This window comes from Microbacterium sp. T2.11-28 (genome assembly GCF_950097975.1).
Lineage (GTDB): Bacteria > Actinomycetota > Actinomycetes > Actinomycetales > Microbacteriaceae > Microbacterium.
Map to the genome: position 1 here is coordinate 263,591 of NZ_CATNHF010000023.1, position 20,471 is coordinate 284,061.

19 protein-coding genes are annotated in these 20,471 nt (G+C 72.4%); 9 read left to right on the forward strand and 10 right to left on the reverse strand.

Translation table 11 applies throughout. From position 1 onward, the window contains the following. Nucleotides 1-32 precede the first annotated feature (32 nt). The 5 genes from ddaH to QQZ13_RS10840 all read left to right on the forward strand — a co-directional run bounded on the left by ddaH (nt 33) and on the right by QQZ13_RS10840 (nt 5,827). Nucleotides 33-935: a dimethylargininase gene (gene ddaH / locus QQZ13_RS10820; protein ID WP_342395266.1), complete on the forward strand. Its 903-nt coding sequence runs from the start codon at nt 33-35 to the stop codon at nt 933-935. Beyond that, nucleotides 932-2,152 carry an ornithine--oxo-acid transaminase gene (gene rocD, locus QQZ13_RS10825; RefSeq protein WP_284529094.1) on the forward strand — a complete coding sequence of 407 codons (1,221 nt, stop codon included), beginning with the start codon at nt 932-934 and terminating at the stop codon, nt 2,150-2,152. Before ddaH ends, rocD begins: the two co-directional genes overlap by 4 nt. Nucleotides 2,153-2,295: 143 nt before the next feature. Beyond that, nucleotides 2,296-4,023 (forward strand): circularly permuted type 2 ATP-grasp protein, encoded by a 1,728-nt coding sequence (locus QQZ13_RS10830; protein WP_284529095.1) that lies wholly within the window; start codon nt 2,296-2,298, stop codon nt 4,021-4,023. Continuing rightward, on the forward strand, nt 4,017-4,949 hold the full coding sequence (locus QQZ13_RS10835) for an alpha-E domain-containing protein (protein WP_284529096.1): 933 nt from the start codon (nt 4,017-4,019) through the stop codon (nt 4,947-4,949). Before QQZ13_RS10830 ends, QQZ13_RS10835 begins: the two co-directional genes overlap by 7 nt. Continuing rightward, nucleotides 4,946-5,827 (forward strand): transglutaminase family protein, encoded by an 882-nt coding sequence (locus QQZ13_RS10840; protein WP_284529097.1) that lies wholly within the window; start codon nt 4,946-4,948, stop codon nt 5,825-5,827. Before QQZ13_RS10835 ends, QQZ13_RS10840 begins: the two co-directional genes overlap by 4 nt. A gap of 130 nt (nt 5,828-5,957) precedes the next feature. Here the strand turns inward: QQZ13_RS10840 and QQZ13_RS10845 are convergent, their stop codons facing one another. After that, entirely contained in the window at nt 5,958-6,107 is a 150-nt protein-coding gene (locus tag QQZ13_RS10845) for a hypothetical protein (protein WP_284529101.1), read from the reverse strand. A gap of 103 nt (nt 6,108-6,210) precedes the next feature. Between QQZ13_RS10845 and QQZ13_RS10850 the strand changes: the two genes are divergently transcribed. Further along, complete coding sequence (locus QQZ13_RS10850) at nt 6,211-6,792, forward strand: TetR/AcrR family transcriptional regulator (RefSeq protein ID WP_284529106.1); 582 nt, start codon at nt 6,211-6,213, stop codon at nt 6,790-6,792. A gap of 125 nt (nt 6,793-6,917) precedes the next feature. Here the strand turns inward: QQZ13_RS10850 and QQZ13_RS10855 are convergent, their stop codons facing one another. The 5 genes from QQZ13_RS10855 to QQZ13_RS10875 form a co-directional block, all read right to left on the reverse strand. Then, nucleotides 6,918-7,421, reverse strand: a complete 504-nt coding sequence (locus QQZ13_RS10855) for a MaoC family dehydratase (RefSeq protein ID WP_284529109.1) — start codon at nt 7,419-7,421, stop codon at nt 6,918-6,920. After that, a complete protein-coding gene (locus tag QQZ13_RS10860; RefSeq protein ID WP_284529110.1) occupies nt 7,418-9,508 on the reverse strand; it encodes a biotin carboxylase N-terminal domain-containing protein in 2,091 nt (696 codons plus the stop codon). The genes QQZ13_RS10855 and QQZ13_RS10860 overlap by 4 nt, the downstream gene beginning before the upstream one ends. Nucleotides 9,509-9,513: 5 nt before the next feature. Further along, entirely contained in the window at nt 9,514-11,121 is a 1,608-nt protein-coding gene (locus tag QQZ13_RS10865; RefSeq protein WP_284529111.1) for a carboxyl transferase domain-containing protein, read from the reverse strand. Between the two features lie 237 nt (nt 11,122-11,358). Further along, nucleotides 11,359-12,699 carry an MFS transporter gene (locus QQZ13_RS10870; protein WP_284529112.1) on the reverse strand — a complete coding sequence of 447 codons (1,341 nt, stop codon included), beginning with the start codon at nt 12,697-12,699 and terminating at the stop codon, nt 11,359-11,361. After that, nucleotides 12,696-13,160 (reverse strand): MarR family winged helix-turn-helix transcriptional regulator, encoded by a 465-nt coding sequence (locus tag QQZ13_RS10875; protein WP_284529113.1) that lies wholly within the window; start codon nt 13,158-13,160, stop codon nt 12,696-12,698. The genes QQZ13_RS10870 and QQZ13_RS10875 overlap by 4 nt, the downstream gene beginning before the upstream one ends. Nucleotides 13,161-13,251: 91 nt before the next feature. Between QQZ13_RS10875 and QQZ13_RS10880 the strand changes: the two genes are divergently transcribed. From QQZ13_RS10880 to QQZ13_RS10890, 3 genes are read left to right on the forward strand one after another with little or no spacing between them, the layout of a single operon-like run. Then, nucleotides 13,252-14,118, forward strand: coding sequence for an alpha/beta hydrolase (locus QQZ13_RS10880; RefSeq protein ID WP_284529115.1), 867 nt, complete (start codon nt 13,252-13,254; stop codon nt 14,116-14,118). Nucleotides 14,119-14,164: 46 nt separating this feature from the next. After that, the gene (locus QQZ13_RS10885; protein ID WP_284529116.1) at nt 14,165-15,214 is read left to right on the forward strand and encodes a biotin/lipoate A/B protein ligase family protein; all 1,050 of its coding nucleotides are present in this window, start codon (nt 14,165-14,167) and stop codon (nt 15,212-15,214) included. Further along, nucleotides 15,214-16,227 carry a site-specific DNA-methyltransferase gene (locus QQZ13_RS10890; RefSeq protein ID WP_284529174.1) on the forward strand — a complete coding sequence of 338 codons (1,014 nt, stop codon included), beginning with the start codon at nt 15,214-15,216 and terminating at the stop codon, nt 16,225-16,227. Before QQZ13_RS10885 ends, QQZ13_RS10890 begins: the two co-directional genes overlap by 1 nt. Before the next feature lie 89 nt (nt 16,228-16,316). Here the strand turns inward: QQZ13_RS10890 and QQZ13_RS10895 are convergent, their stop codons facing one another. The 4 genes from QQZ13_RS10895 to galT form a co-directional block, all read right to left on the reverse strand. Then, nucleotides 16,317-16,997, reverse strand: a complete 681-nt coding sequence (locus QQZ13_RS10895) for a YdcF family protein (protein ID WP_284529117.1) — start codon at nt 16,995-16,997, stop codon at nt 16,317-16,319. A gap of 4 nt (nt 16,998-17,001) precedes the next feature. Further along, nucleotides 17,002-17,850, reverse strand: coding sequence for an alpha/beta fold hydrolase (locus QQZ13_RS10900; protein WP_284529118.1), 849 nt, complete (start codon nt 17,848-17,850; stop codon nt 17,002-17,004). Between the two features lie 150 nt (nt 17,851-18,000). Next, entirely contained in the window at nt 18,001-19,185 is a 1,185-nt protein-coding gene (gene galK / locus QQZ13_RS10905) for a galactokinase (protein WP_284529119.1), read from the reverse strand. Next, nucleotides 19,182-20,357: a galactose-1-phosphate uridylyltransferase gene (gene galT / locus QQZ13_RS10910; protein WP_284529176.1), complete on the reverse strand. Its 1,176-nt coding sequence runs from the start codon at nt 20,355-20,357 to the stop codon at nt 19,182-19,184. Before galT ends, galK begins: the two co-directional genes overlap by 4 nt. Nucleotides 20,358-20,471: the final 114 nt, after the last annotated feature.

Sequence of the window (20,471 nt, forward strand, 5' to 3'; positions counted from 1 at the left end):
AGCGTCCGCCGCCCTTCGTCCCGAGGAGCGAAATGTCCCCCCTGTCCCAGGATCAGGCGCCCGTCGCGGCCGCGCCGGCAGCAGACCCGTCCGGGTCCGGTCGCGTCGCCCAGCACCGGCGGTACCTCATGTGCCGGCCCGAGCACTTCACGGTGAGCTACCGCATCAACCCGTGGATGGAGCCGGCGAACCCGACCGACACCGCGAAGGCCCTCGCCCAGTGGCAGGTGCTGCACGACACCTACGTCGAGCTCGGCCACGAGGTCGAGCTCATCGACCCGGTCCCGGGCCTCCCCGACATGGTCTACACCGCCAACGGCGGCTTCGTCATCGACGGCAGGGCGCTCGGCGTGCGCTTCCGCGTCGAGGAGCGCCGCGGCGAGGAGCGCCCGTTCATGGACTGGTTCGCCGCGCACGGGTTCGAGGTGGTCGAGCCGGTGGAGGTGCAGGAGGGCGAAGGCGACTTCCTGCTCGTCGGCGACACGATCCTCGCGGGCACCGGCTTCCGCTCCGTCGGCGACAGCCACCGCGAGCTCGGCGAGGTCTTCGGGCGCGAGGTGGTCTCGCTGCGCCTCACCGATCCGCGCTTCTACCACCTCGACACCGCCATCGCCGTCCTCGATCCGGTCGAGGGCCCCGGGGGAGTCGAGCGCGCCAACATCGCCTATCTGCCGTCGGCGTTCGACGACGCCTCGCGGGCGATCCTCGAGGAGCGCTACCCGGACGCCATCCGGGTCTCCGACGCCGACGGCGCCGTGTTCGGCCTCAACGCCGCCTCCGACGGCCTCAACGTCTTCATCTCCCCGCGCGCCACCGGGTTCGCCGAGCAGCTGCGCGAGCGCGGATACCGACCCGTCCCCGTCGACCTGTCCGAGCTCCTGCTCGGCGGCGGCGGCATCAAGTGCTGCACGCTCGAACTGCGAGGATCCCGATGACCACGCCCACCGTCGATGCGACCACCGCCCACCTCATCGAGTCCGAGGACGCGCACGTCGCCCACAACTACCACCCGCTCCCGGTGGTCGTCTCCCGCGGCGAGGGCGCCTGGGTGACCGACGTCGAGGGCAAGCGGTATCTCGACCTGCTGTCGGCCTACTCGGCGCTGAACTTCGGCCACCGGCATCCCGCCCTCGTCGCCGCGGCGACCGAGCAGCTCGGACGGGTGACGCTCACCAGCCGCGCGTTCCACAACGACCAGCTCGGCGGCTTCGCGGCGGCGCTGGCCGACCTGTGCGGCAAGGACCTCGTGCTCCCGATGAACACCGGGGCCGAGGCCGTCGAGACGGGCATCAAGGTCGCGCGCGCGTGGGCCTATCGCGTCAAGGGCGTGACGGAGGACGCCGCGACGGTCATCGTCGCGGACGGCAACTTCCACGGCCGCACGACGACGATCGTGAGCTTCAGCGACGACCCGCAGGCCCGGGACGACTTCGGGCCCTTCACCCCCGGCTTCGTCTCGGTGCCGTACGGCGACGCCGCCGCGATCGAGGCGGCGATCACCGCCGACACGGCCGCGGTGCTCATCGAGCCCATCCAGGGCGAGGGCGGTGTCATCATCCCGCCGGAGGGCTACCTGCGCGCCGTCCGCGAGATCTGCGACCGGCACCGCGTGCTGTTCATCGCCGACGAGATCCAGTCCGGACTCGCCCGCGTCGGGACCACGTTCGCGTGCGACCGCGAGGACGTCGTCCCCGACATCTATCTCCTCGGCAAGGCGCTCGGTGGCGGCATCGTGCCCCTGTCGGCGGTCGTCGCCGATCGCGACGTGCTGGGCGTCATCCGTCCGGGGGAGCACGGGTCGACCTTCGGCGGCAACCCGCTGGCGTGCGCCGTGGGCCGCCAGGTCGTGGACATGCTCGCGTCCGGCGAGTTCCAGTCGCGGGCCGTCGCGCTGGGCGCCCACCTGGAGGAGAAGCTCGCCGGCCTGGTCGGGCACGGCGTCACGGCCGTCCGCGTCGCGGGCCTGTGGGCGGGCATCGACATCGACCCCGCCGTGGGCACGGGCCGCGAGGTCGCGGAGCGGCTGATCGCCCGCGGCGTGCTCGTCAAGGACACCCACGGGCACACGATCCGCATCGCGCCGCCGCTCGTGGTCCGCGCGACCGAGCTCGACTGGGCCGTCGAGCAGCTGAGGGTGGTCCTCGCCGGCTGACGCCACCGGGGTGTGTCCCACTTTCCGTGACGCATGTCCCACATTCGGTTGATGGGGGCGCTTCGGAACGACCGAAAGTGGGACATGCGGCGCCGGGCCGGGCCGACACACTCATGAAACACGCCCCGGACTAGGCTCGTGACATGGGTGACCTGTTCGACGGATACGGCTCCACGCTGGCGCCGCGCAAGACCGCGTCGGGCGTGCCCGCCTTCGACGAGATGTTCGGGCAGCCCCGGCATCCGGGCGAGACGGCGGAGTCGCGCACGGCCTACCGCGAGCTGTACCAGGCCCTCGCGCAGATGACGCAGGAGGAGCTGCGCGGACGCACCGACTCGCTGGCCAGCTCCTATCTCGCCCAGGGGGTCACCTTCGACTTCGCGGGCGAGGAGCGTCCGTTCCCGCTCGATGCCGTGCCGCGGATCATCGCGTTCGACGAGTGGTCGCGCATCGAGAAGGGCGTGCAGCAGCGGGTCCGCGCGCTCGAGGCCTTCCTCGACGACGCCTACGGCCACCAGCACTGCGTCCGCGACGGCGTGCTCCCCGCGGCGCTGATCGCGTCGTCGCAGTACTACTACCGTCAGGCGGCGGGCATCCGCTCGGCCAACGGCGTGCGCATCCAGGTCTCGGGGATCGACCTGATCCGCGACGAGAACGGCGAGATGCGCGTGCTCGAGGACAACGTGCGCGTGCCCTCGGGCGTCAGCTACGTCATCTCCAACCGCCGGGTGATGGCCCAGACCCTCCCGGAGCTGTTCGTCTCGATGCGGGTGCGCCCCGTGGGCGACTACCCGAACAAGCTCCTGCAGGCGCTGCAGGCCGCCGCGCCTCCCGGGATCGAGGATCCGAACGTCGTCGTCCTCACCCCCGGCGTGTACAACTCGGCCTACTTCGAGCACACGCTGCTCGCGCGCCTCATGGGCGTGGAGCTCGTCGAGGGACGCGACCTGCAGTGCATGGGCGGCAAGGTCTTCATGCGCACCACGCGAGGCCCCAAGCGCGTCGACGTCATCTACCGGCGGGTCGACGACGACTTTCTCGACCCGCTGCAGTTCCGCGCCGACTCCATGCTCGGGGCGCCGGGTCTCATGCTCGCCGCCCGGCTCGGCAACGTCACGATCGCCAACGCGGTCGGCAACGGCGTCGCCGACGACAAGCTCCTCTACACGTACGTGCCCGATCTCATCCGCTACTACCTGGCCGAGGAGCCCATCCTCAAGAACGTCGACACCTGGCGCCTGGAGGATCCCGGCGCCCTCGAGGAGGTGCTCGACAGGCTCGACGAGCTGGTCGTCAAGCCGGTCGACGGGTCCGGCGGCAAGGGACTGGTCGTCGGCCCCGACGCGAGCCCCGCCGAGCTCGACAAGCTCCGCAAGAAGCTCCAGAAGGATCCGCGCGGGTGGATCGCCCAGCCGGTGGTCATGCTCTCCACGATCCCGACGCTCGTCGAGGACGGCATGCGCCCCCGCCACGCGGACCTGCGTCCGTTCGCGGTGAACAACGGCGACGAGGTGTGGGTGCTCCCGGGCGGCCTCACCCGCGTGGCGCTCCCGGAGGGCCAGCTGGTCGTCAACTCCAGCCAGGGCGGCGGGTCGAAGGACACGTGGATCGTCGGCGGCGACGCGCCCCGCACGACGGAGTACGGGCAGCGGCAGAACCTCGCCGGCCTCGTGGCCGAGCAGGCCTCGATCACCGAGGCGATCTCGATCGTCTACGACCCGCAGCACGAGCCGGACCACTCCCCGCAGGACCGCCCGGCGACCACCGGCGAGCAGCAGGAGCAGCAGCAACAGCAGCAGCAGACCGGGGGCGCGGACCTCCCGGTCGTCGAGCGAGCGCAGCGAGACGCAACGGGGGTGACGCCATGCTGAGCCGCATCGCCGAGAGCCTGTTCTGGATCGGGCGCTACATCGAGCGCTCCGACGGCACCGCCCGCATTCTCGACGTCCACCTGCAGCTGCTGCTGGAGGACCCGTGGATCGACGAGGACACCGCGTGCCGTTCGCTCATGGGCGTGATGGGATCGCCCACGCCCGACGACGTGGAGCGCGTGACGCGCGGCGACGTGCTCACCCGGCTCGCCGTCGACCGGCAGAACCCGTCGAGCATCGCCTACGCGCTCCAGTCGGCGCGCGAGAATGCGCGCCGCGCGCGGGAGATCGTCTCCACCGAGCTGTGGGAGACGCTCAACACCACGTACTCGCGGATGCCGCGGCGGCTCAACGACGAGAAGGTGCACGAGTTCTTCCAGTGGGTGCGCGAGCGCGCGGCGCTCGCCGTGGGCATCTCGGACTCGTCGACGAGCCGCGACGAGGCCTGGCAGTTCTTCACCCTCGGCCGCTCGATCGAGCGCACCGACATGACGGCGCGCCTGCTGGCCACCCGCTCCCTCACCGAGGCGTCGGGGCCGTCGTGGACGACGATCCTCCGCTCCTGCGGCGCGTACGAGGCGTACCTGCGCACCTACCGCGGCATGCCGAGCGCGCGCAACGCGGCCGAGTTCCTGCTGCTGGACCGGCTGTTCCCGCGCTCGATCATCCACTCCATCCAGCGCGCCGAGGACTGCATGCGGGCGATCGACCCGGTCGCCGACCGCGTCGGTCACTCCAACACGGTCCTGCGAGCCCTCGGACGCATCCGCAACGACCTGGAGTACCGGCCGATCGGAGAGGTCCTGGACGAGCTTCCCGCCCACATGGAGCAGGTGCAGAAGGTCACGCGGGAGGCCTCGGAGGCCATCCGTGGGCGCTTCTTCCCGACGCACGCCGAGCCGAGCTGGATCGGAGAGACCTCATGACCTTCCGCCTGGGACCCGAGTCCGTGCAGGGGCCGCGCCGGCTGCGGATCGAGCACGCCACCGGCTTCACCTACCAGGGCGAGGTCGGGGCGTCGTACAACGAGGCGCGCATGCTGCCGAGCTCGACCGACAGCCAGTTCGTGCTGAGCTCGCAGCTCGACATCGAGCCGTCGACGAGCGTCAACCAGTACGTCGACTACTTCGGCACGCGGGTCGCCGCGTTCGACGTGCTCGCCGCGCACTCGGCGCTCAACATCACGGCGCGCTCGCTGGTCGAGGTGCGCCCGCGGCCCTTCGAGCCGAGCGGGATGGACTGGGCGCAGCTGGCCCAGGAGGCCGAGCGTCAGATCGCGACGGTCGAGATGCTCGGCCAGACCTCGCGCACGGCGCCGCACCCCGAGGTCGCCGGCATCGCCCGCTCGATCGCCGACCAGCACGACCGGCCCGCCGACGCCGCCCTGGCGATCGCGCGCGCCATCGGCGACGCCGTCGAGTACATGCACGGCATCACCGGCGTCCACTCGACCGCGGCCGATGCGTGGGTGGAGCGCAAGGGCGTCTGCCAGGACATCACGCACATCACCCTCGGTGCACTCCGTCACGTCGGCATCCCGGCACGCTACGTCTCCGGCTACCTGCACCCGCAGGCGAACCCCGAGATCGGCGTGCCCGTGTCGGGCGAGTCGCACGCCTGGGTGGAGTGGTTCGCCGGCGACTGGCAGGGATTCGATCCCACCAACGGCGTCGAGATCGGCGACCGCCACGTGCTCGTCGGGCGCGGGCGGGACTACAACGACGTCCCGCCGCTGCGCGGCGTGTACGCGGGCCCCTTCAAGAGCGATCTGCACGTGAAGGTGACCATCACGCGCGAGGCGTGACCCCGCCGGGTCCCTCTCCCCTCCTTTTGCCCTTCTCCTTCGCCGAGCCGACAAGATTCCGCCGAGCCGACACGGTCCGCGCGGTGCGGATGATGTCGGTTCGCGCGGATCGTGTCGGCTCGGCGGAGGGTCAGGCCGGGGCGTCGTCGGGGTCGAGGGTCTTCAGGGTGTCGGCCTCCACGGCGTTGTCGGCCTGGAGTTCGTCCTCGGTGGTCTCGTCGCCCCCGACCGGGGCCTGCTGCTCGGTGGATGCGTCGTCGGACGGTGTCTCGTGTGCCATGATCGCGACGCTACGCCCGTGCGACGTGCCGGTCAGGGGCCTTGACAGGTGCCCCGACGCGGAATCCGGTGAATGAGCGTTCACCGAACGCTACGATGGGCGCGTGACGGCGACGTGGCGCGAGACCCAGAAGGCGAACCGCCGCGCCCTGCTGCTGGAGCGGGCCGCCGCCCTCTTCGCCCAGCGCGGCTTCGCCGCCGTCACCACGGCCGAGCTCGGCGAAGCGGTCGGGATGTCGGGCCCGGCGCTCTACAAGCACTTCGCCAGCAAGGACGCGATCCTCGCCGAACTGCTGGTGGATGCCAGTGAGCGACTGCTCGCCGGAGGACGCCGCATCCTCGGAACCGGCGCGGCGTCCGACCCGGCGGAGGTGCTGCGCGAGCTCGTCGCCTTCCACGTCGGCTTCGCGGTGGCCGCTCCCGACGTGATCCGCATCCAGGACCGGGAACTCGCCGGGCTTCCCGCCGACGTCGGCCGCCGGGTGCGCACGCTGCAGCGCACCTACGTGTCGGAGTGGGATGCGGTGCTCGCCGCCGCACGGCCGGATCTGACGGCGGCGGAGCGGGAGACCCGCCTGCTCGGAGCCTTCGGCATCCTCAACTCCACGCCCCACAGCGCCGCCGCGTCGGGTGCCGACGCCGCGGCGATCCTCGCCGGCATGGCCGAGCGCGCGCTGCTCGGCTGAGCGCCCGCCTCCCGGGCGAGGTGCGCCCACCTCGCTGCGCACAACTCCGGAAATCCGGAGCCCCGCGGTGCGTCGGCCGCGCCGATCCGGCCCCGCATGACCGGCGGCCCGACGCGTGTCCGGAGTTACGAACCTGCGGCCGGCGGCACCGCCGCGCCGGGCGACAGCCGCATCAGGGTCGTGCGGGTGGCCTCGGCGACCACCTCGCCGTGCTGGTTGCGGGCCGTGTGGGCGAAGTCGACGACGCCCTGCTCGGGCCGCGACCGCGAGAGGCGCTTGCCGACCACGCGCGTCTCGGCGTACAGGGTGTCGCCCACGCGCACGGGGGCGGGGAACCGGACGTCGGTGAAGCCGAGGTTGGCGACGATCGTGCCCTGGGTCAGCTGGGCCACCGACAGTCCCACGAGGGTCGACAGCGTGAACATGCTGTTGACGAGCCGCTCGCCGAACTCCGTGCCCTCCGCCCATGCCTGGTCGAGGTGGAGCGCCTGCGGGTTCATCGTGAGGGTCGAGAACAGCACGTTGTCGGCCTCGGTGACGGTCCGGCCGGGACTGTGGGCGTACACGACGCCCTCCTCCAGCTCGTCGAAGTAGAGGCCGCGCTGCGTGATGCGGCGGTCGTCGCTCATCGGTCCTCCTGTCGGCCCTGCGTCTGGGCGTCGCCGTCCTCGGTGTCGCCGCCGTCGGGATCGACCGTCGCGACGACCCCGCCGCGGGAGACCTGGTCTCCGACGGCCACCCGTATCCGTACCGTACCGGCGACCCCGGCGCGCAGCACGTGCTCCATCTTCATCGCCTCGACGACGACGACCGGGTCGCCGGGCTCGACGTGCGCGCCGTCCGCCGCCGTGACCACGACGACGGTGCCGGGCATGGGCGACACCAGCTGCGGCGACGCGCTCGCGGCATCGCGATCCGCCCGCTCGGCGCGCCGCTCGGTCACCCGGAACGTCGCCCCGTCGGCGCTGAGCGCATCGCCCCGGGCGAGGACGGTGCGTCCGGCGTCGTCGAGCACGATGGTCGCGGCGTCGCCGTGGAGGACGGCGGATGCCGTCTGGGTCGCCCCGCCGTCGACCTTCACGAGAGCGGCCTCCGGGGTGCCCCAGATCCGCACGGCGGCGGTCGCCGCCCCCGCGACGAGGTCGTAGCGGCGCGGTGCCGCGCGCGGGACGCCGGGGGCGTCGCCCAGTCGCCAGCCGTCGCCGCGGACCCAGGGATGCCCGCCGGGGGACGGCGTCCGGCGGGCATCGCGGATGAGCGCCGCCTCGGCGAAGACGCGGGCGTCGGCGTCGGCGAAGGGCAGGGCGTCGAAGACGCGGGCGATGAGGCCGGTGTCGAGATCGCCCGAGACGACGTCGGGATGCTCGAGCAGCAGACGCAGGAACTCGAGGTTCGTCTCGAACCCGAGCACGGCGGTGTCCGCGAGGGCGCGCACGAGGCGGCGGCGGGCGGCATCGCGATCGGGCGCCCACGCGATGATCTTCGCGAGCATCGGGTCGTAGTCGATCGCGACGTCGAGGCCGTCCTCCAGTGCGGTGTCGACGCGGATGCCCCCGCCCTCTCCCCCGGGGTGCACGACCCGGTCGACGCGGCCGCCAGTAGGAAGGAAGCCGGCGCGCGGGTCCTCGGCGTAGACCCGGGCCTCGATGCTGTGCCCGGACAGGACGACGTCGTCCTGAGCGAGCGGCAGCGGCATCCCCGCGGCGATCCGCAGCTGCAGCTCGACGAGGTCGATCCCGGTGATCTGCTCGGTGACGGGATGCTCCACCTGCAGGCGCGTGTTCATCTCCATGAAGAAGAACTCGCCCGAGGCATCGGCCGACACGATGAACTCGACGGTGCCGGCGCCCGCGTAGCCGACGCTGCGGGCGGTCTCGCACGCCGCCTCGCCCAGTCGCCGGCGGATCTCGGCGCCGTCGGGAAGACCTTCCAGCAGCGGGGAGGGCGCCTCCTCGATCACCTTCTGGTGCCGCCGCTGCAGCGAGCACTCGCGCTCGCCGAGGTGGATCACGCGTCCCTCGGCGTCGGCGACGACCTGCACCTCGATGTGGCGCGGGGAGGCGACGTAGCGCTCGAGGAAGAGGCTGTCGTCGCCGAAGCTCGCCGCCGCCTCCCGGCGCGCCGCCGCGAGGGCGGGGCGGAGGTCCGCCGCATCCGTCACCACGTGCATGCCCTTGCCGCCGCCGCCTGCCGACGGCTTGATCAGCACCGGGAACCCGATACCGGGCGCCGCCGCGGCGAGCTCGTCGTCGGAGAGACCGGGGCGGGCGAGGCCGGGCACGGTCGGCACGCCCCGGGCCTCGACCGTCTGCTTGGCGGAGATCTTGTCGCCCATCACCGCGATGGCCTCGGGGCTCGGTCCGATGAATACGATCCCGGCTGCGGCGCACGCCCGGGCGAAGTCGGCGTTCTCGGCGAGGAACCCGAACCCGGGGTGGATCGCCTGCGCGCCGGTGCGCCGGGCGGCGTCGATCACGCGGTCGATGCCGAGGTAGCTCTGCGCGGCGGGAGAGGGTCCCAGCCGCACCGCGGCGTCGGCGAGGCGCACATGGAGCGCGCCGGCATCCGCGTCGCTGTAGACGGCGACCGAGCGGATGCCGAGGCGCCGGAGGGTGCGGATGATGCGCACCGCGATCTCACCGCGGTTGGCGATGAGCACGGTCTCGAACAGAGGCGGCAGGGGGCTCAGAGGCGGCATGGGGCTCAGGGGCGGCATGGGGCTCACATCCGGAAGACGCCGTAGCCGGCGGGGTCGGGGGCGGGCGCTGCCGCACCGGCGGCCACGACGCCGAGCGCCAGTCCGAGCACGTCGCGGGTCTGCGCGGGGTCGATGACGCCGTCGTCCCACAGGCGCGACGTCGAGTAGTAGGGGCTGCCCTGGCGTTCGTACTGCTCGCGGATCGGCGCCTCGAAAGCGGCCTGCTCCTCGGCCGACCACGTCGCGCCGGCCGCCTCGAGCTGGTCTCGGCGCACCGTCGAGAGCACCGACGCGGCCTGCGGTCCGCCCATGACCGAGACCCGCGCGCCCGGCCACAGCCACAGGAAGCGGGGCGAGTACGCGCGTCCGCACATCGAGTAGGTGCCGGCTCCGAAGGATCCGCCGACCACGACGGTGAGCTTCGGCACGCGGGCGCAGGCGACGGCGTTGACCATCTTCGCGCCGTGCTTGGCGATCCCGCCCGCCTCGTACTCGCGCCCGACCATGAACCCGGTGATGTTCTGGAGGAACAGGAGGGGGATGCCGCGCTGATCGCACAGCTGGATGAAGTGGGCGCCCTTGAGCGCCGACTCGGAGAACAGCACGCCGTTGTTGGCGAGGATGCCCACGAGATGCCCGTGGATGCGCGCGAAGCCGGTGACGAGGGTCTCCCCGTACTCGCGCTTGAACTCGTCGAACCGGCTGCCGTCGACGAGGCGGCGGATGATCTCGCGGGCGTCGTAGGGGGTCGTGAGGTCGACCGGGACGACGTCGTAGAGCGTCTCCGGTGCGAACTCGGGCGGATCGACCGGGCCTGCGCCGACCACCGTCTCGAGCACGCCGGACAGTGCGGGTGCCGGGAGGGTCGCGACGATGTCGCGGACGATCTGCAGCGCGTGCGCGTCGTCGTCGGCGAGGTGGTCGGTGACGCCGGAGATCCTCGAGTGGGTGTCGCCGCCGCCGAGCTCCTCGGCCGAGACGACCTCGCCCGTCGCGGCCTTCACGAGGGGCGGCCCGCCGAGGAAGATGGTGCCCTGCTTCCGCACGATCACGGTCTGATCGCTCATCGCCGGGACGTAGGCGCCGCCGGCGGTGGACGAGCCGAGCACGGCGGCGATCTGCGCGATGCCGTCGCGCGACATCCGCGCCTGGTTGTAGAAGATCCGCCCGAAGTGGTCGCGGTCGGGGAAGACCTCGTCCTGCATCGGCAGGAAGGCCCCGCCGGAGTCGACCAGCGAGATGCAGGGGAGGCGGTTCTCGGCGGCGATCTCCTGTGCGCGCAGATGCTTCTTCACCGTGAGCGGATGGTAGGTGCCGCCCTTGACGGTCGCATCGTTCGCGACGACCATGACCGGCCGCCCGTGGACGAGACCGATGCCGGCGACGACGCCCGCGGCGGGCCAGGTGGGCTCGGCGTCCGGCGCGTCGAGGTCGCAGGCCGCGAGCGGGGCGATCTCGAGGAAGGGGCTGCCGCGGTCCAGCAGCTCGTCGATGCGTTCGCGTACGAGCAGCTTGCCGCGCTCGACGTGGCGTGCGCGGGAGGACTCGGGGCCGCCGCGGGCGGCGCGGTCGAGCCTCTCGCGCAGGTCGTCGACCAGGGCGCGGTAGTCCGGGGCGGTCGTCGTCGACACGGCATCCTCGCTTCGGTTATCGGTGGATAACTCGATTCAGGTTATCGCTCGCTAACCGGATTGTCGAGGGCGCGGACGCCGCCCGCCCTGCCTCCCTGCCTCCCTTCCTGCCTTCGCGAGCCGACACCCTTTGTGCGAGCCGACACGATTCGCACCGCATCTCGCGTGTCGGCTCGCACGAAGCGTGTCGGCTCGGCGGAGGTGGGATCGGCGGAGGTGGGGTCAGCGGAGGTGGGATCAGCGCGGGGCGCGGGGGAGGTCGCCGGGCATGCGGATCGGGGTGGTCGAGGCCACCTCGTCGCTGAACTCCTCGGGGGCGACGACCGTGATCGGGCGCGTCTCGTCGAGCGACAGCGCGAACCGCCGCGACGCGTGGCGGTGGAGGCGACCCGACACGAGCAGCCAGGTGAGGCCGATGCCGAACGCCACGAGGGCCGCCACGGCGCCGAGCAGGATCGCGGCCCGCGGACCGAACTGCGCCGCCACCCAGCCCACGATCGGGGCGCCGATCGGGGTGCCGCCCATGAGGATCGCCATGTACAGGGCGAGCACGCGACCGCGCAGGGCGGGATCGGTGGTGGTCTGCACGTAGCCGTTGGCGGTGGTGAGCGTCGTCACCACGGCGAAGCCGGTGAACATCAGCGTCACCGCGTACAGCCAGTACGTCGGCATGAACGCCGACACCAGGGCGGCCGCGGCGAACATCCCGGCGCCGGCGATGACGAAGCGGATCTGCGCCCGGTCGCGGCGGGCAGCCAGCAGCGCGCCGGCGAGGGAGCCGATCGCGAGGATCGAGCTGAGCAGGCCGTAGCCGTCGGCCTCCTGCCCGAACTCCAGCGCCATCGTCGACGCGAAGATCGGGAAGTTCATGCCGAAGGCTCCGAGGAGGAACACCATCGAGAAGGCGACCACGAGGTCGGGCCGTCGTGCCACGTAGCGGACGCCGTCGGCGAGGCGCGCCGCTCCCGAGGCCTTCACCCGCGGGATGAGCTCGTCGATCCGGATCATCGCGAGCGCCACGATCATGGCGAGGAAGGTCACCGCGTTGACGAGGAAGACCCAGCCGGTGCCCACCGCGACGATCACGACGCCCGCGACGGCGGGCCCGATCATCCGCGCGCCGTTGAACGACGCCGCGTTCAGCGCGACGGCGTTCGAGGCGGTCTCGCGCGACACGAGGTCGGAGACGAAGGCCTGCCGTGCGGGGTTGTCGAAGGCGGCGACCACGCCGAGCGCCAGCGCGAACGTGTACATGAGGGGGAGGGTCATGACGCCCGACAGGATGAGGACGCCGATGGCCGCCCCGAGGAGCAGGAGCACGGACTGCGTGATCATCAGCAGTCGCCGGCGGTCGAAGCGGTCGGCGACCCAGCCGGTGACCCCGACGAGCAGGAGCGGCGGGGCGAACTGCAATGCCATGGTGACGCCCATCGCGCCGGCGTCGTTGTCGGTGAGCTCGGTGAGGACGACCCAGCTGAGGGCGGTCGCCTGCATCCACGCGCCGACGTTCGAGACGAGCGCGCCGATGAACCAGACGCGGTAGTTGAAGACCGAGAAGGAGCGGAACATGGCGCTCATCGGCCTGCCACCTCCCGCATGATGGCGGCCGCATGGGCGAGGACATCGCGCTCCTCGGGCGTCAGCTCGTCGAGGGCGTGCTCCAGCCACGAGTCGCGGCGGCGCACCGTCTCCTCGACCACCGCGAGACCGGCCTCGGTCAGCTGGATGTTGACCTTGCGGCGGTCGTCGGCGTCGGCGGTGCGGCTGAGGTAGCCCGACTCCTCGAGGGCGTTCACGGTGCGGTTCATCGAGGGCGCCGTGACGCGCTCGCGGTCGGCCAGCTCGCCCAGCGTGTGGGGGCCGTGGACCTTGAGCGCGGCGAGGACGGCGAACTGCCCGTCGCTCATGGAGTCGACGGCGCGCTCGGAGCGCAGTCGCCGGGCCAGGCGGAAGGTGGCCATGCGGAAATCGGAGGCCAGAGAGGCCTCGGTCGACGACGGCGCGGGTGGGGACGAGGGGGAGGGGGTCGTGGTGCTCATTCAATTCATTAGCTTAGCTCATTATCCAGGCTCATTACCCTTGCTAAGCGATTTCGCCGGGCGCGCGGCTTCCCGCCGTAGACTCTGCGGCATGCCCGAACTCGCCGAAGAGCGGACCTTCACCGACGCCCACGGCGTCGTCATCTACTACGACGTGCGTCCCGCGGCGGGCACCCCGCGGGGCGTCGTGCAGCTGCTGCACGGCGTGGGCGAGCACGCCGGACGCTACCGCGCACTCATCGACGCGCTGGCCGGCGACGGATTCACCGTCTACGCCGACGACCACCGCGGCCACGGCCGCACCGGAATGGCGCAGCACGGCGGCGACGCCGGCCGGCTCGGCCGGCTCGGGGCGGGCGGGATGCCGGCCACGCTGGCCGCGTGCCGACAGCTGACCGACATCATCCGCGCCGACCATCCCGATCTGCCGCTCATCGTCATCGGGCACTCGTGGGGGTCGTTCCTCACCCAGATGCTCGTCGACGACCGGCCCGAGGCCTACGACGCGTTCGTGCTGTCGGGGTCGGCGCTGCGCTGGCCCGGCACGCTCAACGCCGGCGACCTCAACGCCCCGTGGAAGACGCCCGGAGCCCACGGCGCGGAATGGCTCTCGAGCGATCCCGAGGTCGGTCCCGCGTTCCTGGCGGACCCGCTGACGACGTCCGAGCCGCTGCTGAAGCTCTTCGGTGTGATCGACGCCGCGCGGCTGTACGGGCGTCCGCGACGCAACCTCGGGCGCGACCTGCCCGCGCTCCTCATGGTCGGCCAGGACGACACCGTCGGCGGCCCCCGCAGCGTCCACAAGCTCGCCGACGCCTACCGCACCCGCTCGGGCCTGACCGATGTGACCACGCTCGTCTATCCCGGCGCCCGTCACGAGATCTTCAACGAGACCATGCAGGCCGACGTCCGTGCCGACCTGCTCGCCTGGCTCGACGCGCGCTTCGCCCGCCGCTGACGCGGGTCCCCGCGCCGCGGCTCCCCGCGGCTCGTAGGCTGTGATCATGCACGGTGAGTACAAGGTTCCGGGCGGCAAGCTCGTCGTCGTCGATCTCGAGGTCCGGGACGGTCGCATCGCCGACTTCCACCTCGCCGGCGACTTCTTCCTCGAGCCCGACGACGCGCTCCTCGACATCGATGCCGCCGTGAACGGGATGCCGGTCGAGTCCGACGTCGCGACGATCGCCGCCGCCGTCCGCGCCGCCCTGCCCGAGGGGGCGCAGCTGCTCGGCTTCACGCCGGAGTCGGTGGGCACGGCCGTGCGCCGGGCCCTCGTGACCGCGCCCGGCTGGCGGGACTTCGAGTGGGAGGTCGTCCACGAGCGCGCGGTGTCGCCCCGGATGAACCTCGCCCTCGACGAGGTGCTCACCACGCGCGTCGGCGACGGCCGGCGCCGCCCCACCCTCCGCATCTGGGAGTGGGACGAGTCCGCCGTCGTCATCGGCTCGTTCCAGTCGTACCGCAACGAGGTCGACCCCGAGGGCGCCGCCCGTCACGGGTTCGACGTCGTCCGCCGCATCTCCGGCGGCGGCGCGATGCTCATGGCCGCCGGCTCGATCGTCACCTACTCGCTGTACGTCCCGGCATCCCTCGTCGCGGGGATGACGTTCGCCGACTCCTACGCCTTCCTCGACGACTGGGTGCTGCAGGCGCTGCGGTCGCTCGGCATCGACGCGGTGTACCAGCCGCTCAACGACATCGCCTCGCCACAGGGCAAGATCGGCGGCGCCGCCCAGAAGCGGCTCGCGAACGGCGGTGTGCTCCACCACGCGACGCTGTCGTACGACATGGACGGCCAGGTCCTGACCGAGGTGCTGCGCATCGGGCGGGAGAAGCTCAGCGACAAGGGCACGGTCTCGGCGGCCAAGCGCGTCGATCCGCTCCGCAGCCAGACCGGTCTGCCGCGCGAGGCGATCATCGAGCGGTTCATCGAGACGTTCACGAAGCTCTACGCCGCCGAGCCGGGGACGATCTCCGACGAGGAGTACGCCGAGGCCGAGGCCCTGGTCGCGTCGAAGTTCTCGACCGACGCGTGGCTGCACCGCGTCCCGTGATCCCCGACGCCGTCCCGGTCCCCGAGCCCGCGCCGGGGTCCGAGCCCGTCGAGGGGTCCGTCACCATCCATCACGGCGACAACCTCGCGGTCGCACGCACGCTGCCGGCCGCGTCGTTCACGCTGATCTACCTGGATCCCCCGTTCAACACGGGCCGCGTGCAGGGCAAGGCCGTCGAGAGTGCCGTCCGGGGCGTGCACACAACTCCGGCAGAACCGGAGGCTGGCGGGCCTCCGCCCGCGGAATCCCGCGCAACCCGCCACGGCGACCCCACGGATCACCGGAGTTATGGCCGCCCGTCCGTCGGCTCGGGGACCGAGACGGGCGACGCGCCCGTGAAGGCCGGATTCCGAGGCACGACCTACGCGCGGCTCCGCGGCGACCTGCGCGCCTATGACGACAGGTTCGACGACTACTGGGACTTCCTCGAGCCGCGGCTGCGCGAGGCCTGGCGTCTCCTCGCCGACGACGGCACGCTCTACCTGCACCTCGACTACCGCGAGGCCCACTACGCGAAGGTGCTGCTGGACGCCCTGTTCGGGCGGGAGAGCTTCCTCAACGAGCTCATCTGGGCCTACGACTACGGCGCGAAGAGCCGGCGCCGCTGGCCCACCAAGCACGACACGATCCTCGTGTACGTGAAGGATCCGGCGCGCTACTGGTTCGACTCCGACGCCGTCGACCGCGAGCCGTACATGGCGCCCGGACTCGTGACGCCCGAGAAGGCCGCCCGCGGCAAGCTCCCGACCGACGTCTGGTGGCACACGATCGTCCCCACCGGCGGACGGGAGAAGACCGGCTACCCCACGCAGAAGCCGGAGGGAATCCTGCGCCGGATCGTCCAGGCCTCCAGTCGGCCCGGCGACCGGGTGCTCGACCTGTTCGCCGGCAGCGGCACCACCGGCTCGGTGGCCGCCGCCCTCGGCCGGCACGCGGTGCTCGTCGACGACAACCCCGAGGCGCTCGCCGTCATGCGGAAGCGGATGCCCGCCGCCGTCGTCCGCCTCGACTGACCGACCGCCGCCGGCCGTCAACCGCCGCCGGCGTGGCAAAAGCAGGCCGAACCGGCGCGAGGAGAGTGTCGGGGCCGGATCGGGCCGGTTCAGCCTGCTTTCGCCCCCGGTCCGGCCGAGAAGCGCCGGCGCTCGCGCCGACCGGCGCGGGCGGCGCCGAGAGACGCCACCGCGTCGTAGGCGGTGAGGGGCAGGCGCAGCGGCCCGATCTCGAAGGGCACGAAGTCGCGGGTCGGCCGCAGGCGGGCGTACAGGTCCGGGGCGATCTCGCGCAGATAGCCTCGCGCGCGCCGCGCGTGGAGCGTGTTCGAGGCGATGCGGATCGTCCGGGCCTCGCGGAGCCAGGGGAGCGACCGCGCGATGTTCTCGCGCGTCGATCGCGCGGTCCGCTCGCGGACGATGTCCGACGCCGCGATGCCGCCGCGCACGATCGCGTAGTCCGCCATGACGTCGGCCTCGGCGTGCTCCCCGTGGACGGCGCCGCCCGAGACGACGAAGAGCCCTCCGGCCGGTGCGGACCGCAGGGCGATCCGCACCCGCCAGGCCTGCAGCGCGTTGATCCGGCCGTCGTCGCGCGAGCGGTAGCCGAGCACGAGCACGACGTCGCGCCCCGCCGCGGGGCCGTGCTCCGCGACGCGCGGATAGCGGCTCCGCGACGCAGCCCACGCGTGCACCTCCGCGGCCACGCCGGCGCAGGCGGCGACGGCCGCCGCGGCGATCGCGACGGCCGCCGCGCGCCGCGCCACCTGCATCTCGGGCGCGCGGTTCACGCGGTCACTCGGCGGGCGACGCTCCGAGGAATTCGAGCAGCGCGGCGTTGACCTCGTCGCCGTGGGTCCAGAGGAGTCCGTGCGGCGCGTTCTCGATCTCCACGTAGGTCGCCTCGGGGAGCAGCTCGCGGAACTTCCGGGCGGTCTTGTCGATCGGCAGGATGTTGTCGGCCGTGCCGTGGAGGATCAGGGTGGGCACCGTGATGGCGGGGATGTCCCCGCGGAAGTCGGTCGCCCAGGTGAGCGGCGCCGCGGCGATCGCGGTGTTCCCGGCCTGACGGGCGGTGGCCACCGAGGCGTCGAGCGCCTCCTGCGAGATGCGGCTGCCGAGGGTGTCGTCGAGGTTGTAGAAGTCGTGGAAGAACCCGGTGAGGAAGGCGTGGCGGTCGTCGCGCACGGCCTGCGACGTGCCGTCGAAGAAGGCCTGGTCGCCGGCGCCGTCGGGGTTGTCGTCGGTGATGAGCAGGAACGGCTCGAGGGAGCCGAGGAACGCCGCGCGCGCGACGCGGGTGGCGCCGTAGCGGGACAGGTAGCGGGCGATCTCGCCGGTTCCCATCGAGAAGCCGACCAGGGTGACGTCGGTCAGGTCGAGGTCTTCCATGAGGGCGTGGAGGTCGGCCGCGAACGTGTCGTAGTCGTAGCCCGATCCGGCCTTCGACGACGCCCCGAAGCCGCGCCGGTCGTAGGCGATCACGCGATAGCCGGCATCCAGGAGCGCCGCCTGCTGCTTGCCCCACGACTCGCCGTCGAGGGGGAAGCCGTGGATGAGCACGACGGTGGGTCCCTCGCCCTGATCGGTGTAGAACAGCTCCACGTCGGCCGAGTTCTCGGTTCCTACGGTGATGAACGCCACGATGGCTCCTTCCAGCCGCGGACGGGTTCCGCCGCCATCACCGACGTTACGACGCGGGCGCGACGGCATCCAGGCCTTGACAGTCCTGTCATCCCGCGTTCACCGGCGCACCACCCGCGATCGGCGGGAGCCCTCGCTCGGGCGCCGGGGTCAGGCGTCCCGGCGGGCGCCGTCCGCCGGGCGCACGCCGAAGATGTGCGGCGGCGCGAAGCCGGCGTCGGCGAAGGCGCGCTCGACGGCGAGGGCGACCGAGGCCACGAGGCCTTGGTCGACGAGCGCGATCGCGGCGCCGCCGAAGCCGCCCCCGGTCATGCGGGCGCCCACGGCGCCGGCCGCGCGGGCGGTGTCGACGGCGAGGTCGAGCTCGGGCACCGAGATCTCGAAGTCGTCGCGCATCGACGCGTGCGAGGCGTCGAGCAGCGGGCCGATGGCGCGGGGGCCCTCCGAGCGGAGGGTCGCGACGGCGTCGAGCACGCGCTGGTCCTCGGTGACGACGTGGCGGACGCGGCGGAACGTGACGTCGTCCATCAGCTCCTCGGCGCGGGCGAGGTCGTCGACCGACAGATCGCGCAGCGCGGGGACGCCCATGAGGGCCGCGCCCTTCTCGCACGACGCACGGCGCTCGCCGTAGCCGCCGGTGGAGTGGGCGTGCTTCACCCCGGTGTCCATCACGAGCAGCTCCAGCCCCGCGGGGGCGAAGCCGAGCTCGACGACCTGAGCCTCGAGCGAGCGGCAGTCCAGGAAGATGCCGGCGTCGGCCCGGCCGAGCATCGACGCCATCTGGTCCATGATCCCCGTGGGGGCTCCGACGGCCTCGTTCTCGGCCAGGCGCCCCGCCCGGGCCAGGCTCACGCGGTCGTTGCCGAGGTTCCAGATCTCGTCGAGCGCGGATGCCGTGGCCCCTTCGATGGCGGCGGACGACGACAGCCCGGCGCCCACCGGCACGTCGGACGCGAAGGCCAGGTCCACGCCCGTGACGCCGGTCCCGCCGTCGGCGTCCTTCAGCAGCACCCGGTCGCGCAGGAGGGCCCACGCCACGCCCAGCGGATAGCGCGCCCACTCGACGATCTCGTCGCGGCGGGCCGGGAAGAGCGCGTCGAGGTCGGCGAGCGCCACCTCGACAGGGACCGGATCGAATGTCGAGACGACGCGGATGCGCCCGTCGTCGCGCAGACCGAGCGCGACCGAGGTGCGGTGCTCGATCGCGAAGGGGAACACGAAGCCGCCGTTGTAGTCGGTGTGCTCGCCGATGAGGTTGACGCGCCCGGGCGCGGACCACACGCCGAGCGGCTCGGAGCCGGTGAGCTCCCGGAACAGGTCGGTGGCGGAGGTCACAGCACGATCCCTTCGATGGCGGTGCGGAGTCGGTCGGCGGCGACCTCGGGCGGCACGTCGCCGATCCAGGCGCCCATCGCCGACTCGGAGCCGGCGAGGAACTTGAGCTTGTCGGCCGCGCGGCGGGGGCTCGTGATCTGCAGGTTGAGACGCACGGTGTCGCGTCCGACGTGGACGGGGGCCTGGTGCCAGGCCGCGATGTACGGGGTCGGGCTGTCGTAGAGGGCGTCGATGCCGCGGAGCAGACGCAGGTACAGGGGCGCGAGCTCGTCGCGCTCCGCCTCGTCGAGGGCGGCGAAGTCGGGCACCTGGCGGTGGGGGAGCAGATGCACCTCGATCGGCCAGCGGGCCGCGAACGGCACGAAGGCGGTCCAGTGCTCGCCCTGGAGCACCACGCGGGGGCCGTCCTGCTCGAACGCGAGGATGCGCGCGAACAGGTCGGGGGCGGTGCGATCGATGGACTCGAGCAGCCGCGTGGTCCGCGGGGTGATGTACGGGTAGGAGTAGATCTGCCCATGGGGGTGATGAAGGGTGACCCCGATGGCCTCGCCGCGGTTCTCGAACGGGAACACCTGCTCCACGCCCGGGAGGGCCGACAGTGCGGCGGTGCGGTCGGCCCAGGCCTCGATGACGGTGCGGGCGCGGGTGACCGTCTGGGTGCCGAAGGAGCCGGCGTGATCCGGCGAGAAGCACACGACCTCGCACCGGCCGACGCTCGTGCGGGTGCGGCCGAGCCCGAGGTGGGCGAGGTCGTCGAGCCCGCGCGGCGGGTCGGCGGCCGCGGGGGCGTCGCCGGTGGCGGCGGCCAGGGCGGGACCGAACGACGGCGACTTGTTCTCGAAGACGGCGACGTCGTAGAGCGAGGGCACCTCCGACGGGTTCGTCGGGGACTGCGGCGCGAGCGGATCGAGCTCGGCAGGCGGCAGGAAGGCGCGGTTCTGGCGAGCGGCGGCGACGGAGATCCAGTCGCCGGTCAGCACGTCCTGACGCATGGTCGCCGTCTCGGGGCGCGGCCCGAGGTCGCGGGCGTCGACGGCGCGCTCCGGTCCGAGCGAGGTGCCGGGATCGTCGAAGTAGAGGAGCTCGCGGCCGTCGGCGAGGCGGGTCGTGCGCTTCACCACTCCGGCGCCGAGGGTCTCAACGGTGGTGTCGGTTGGGCGCATCTCCGGCATGTTCACGATAACACGGTAGCCGCTCGGCGTGTTATCGTCAACACGGCCGGTTCTTCCGGAGTCGGGAGCCGATCCGGAGCGGCGACAGGTGCCGGCACGGCCGAGGCAGAGGAG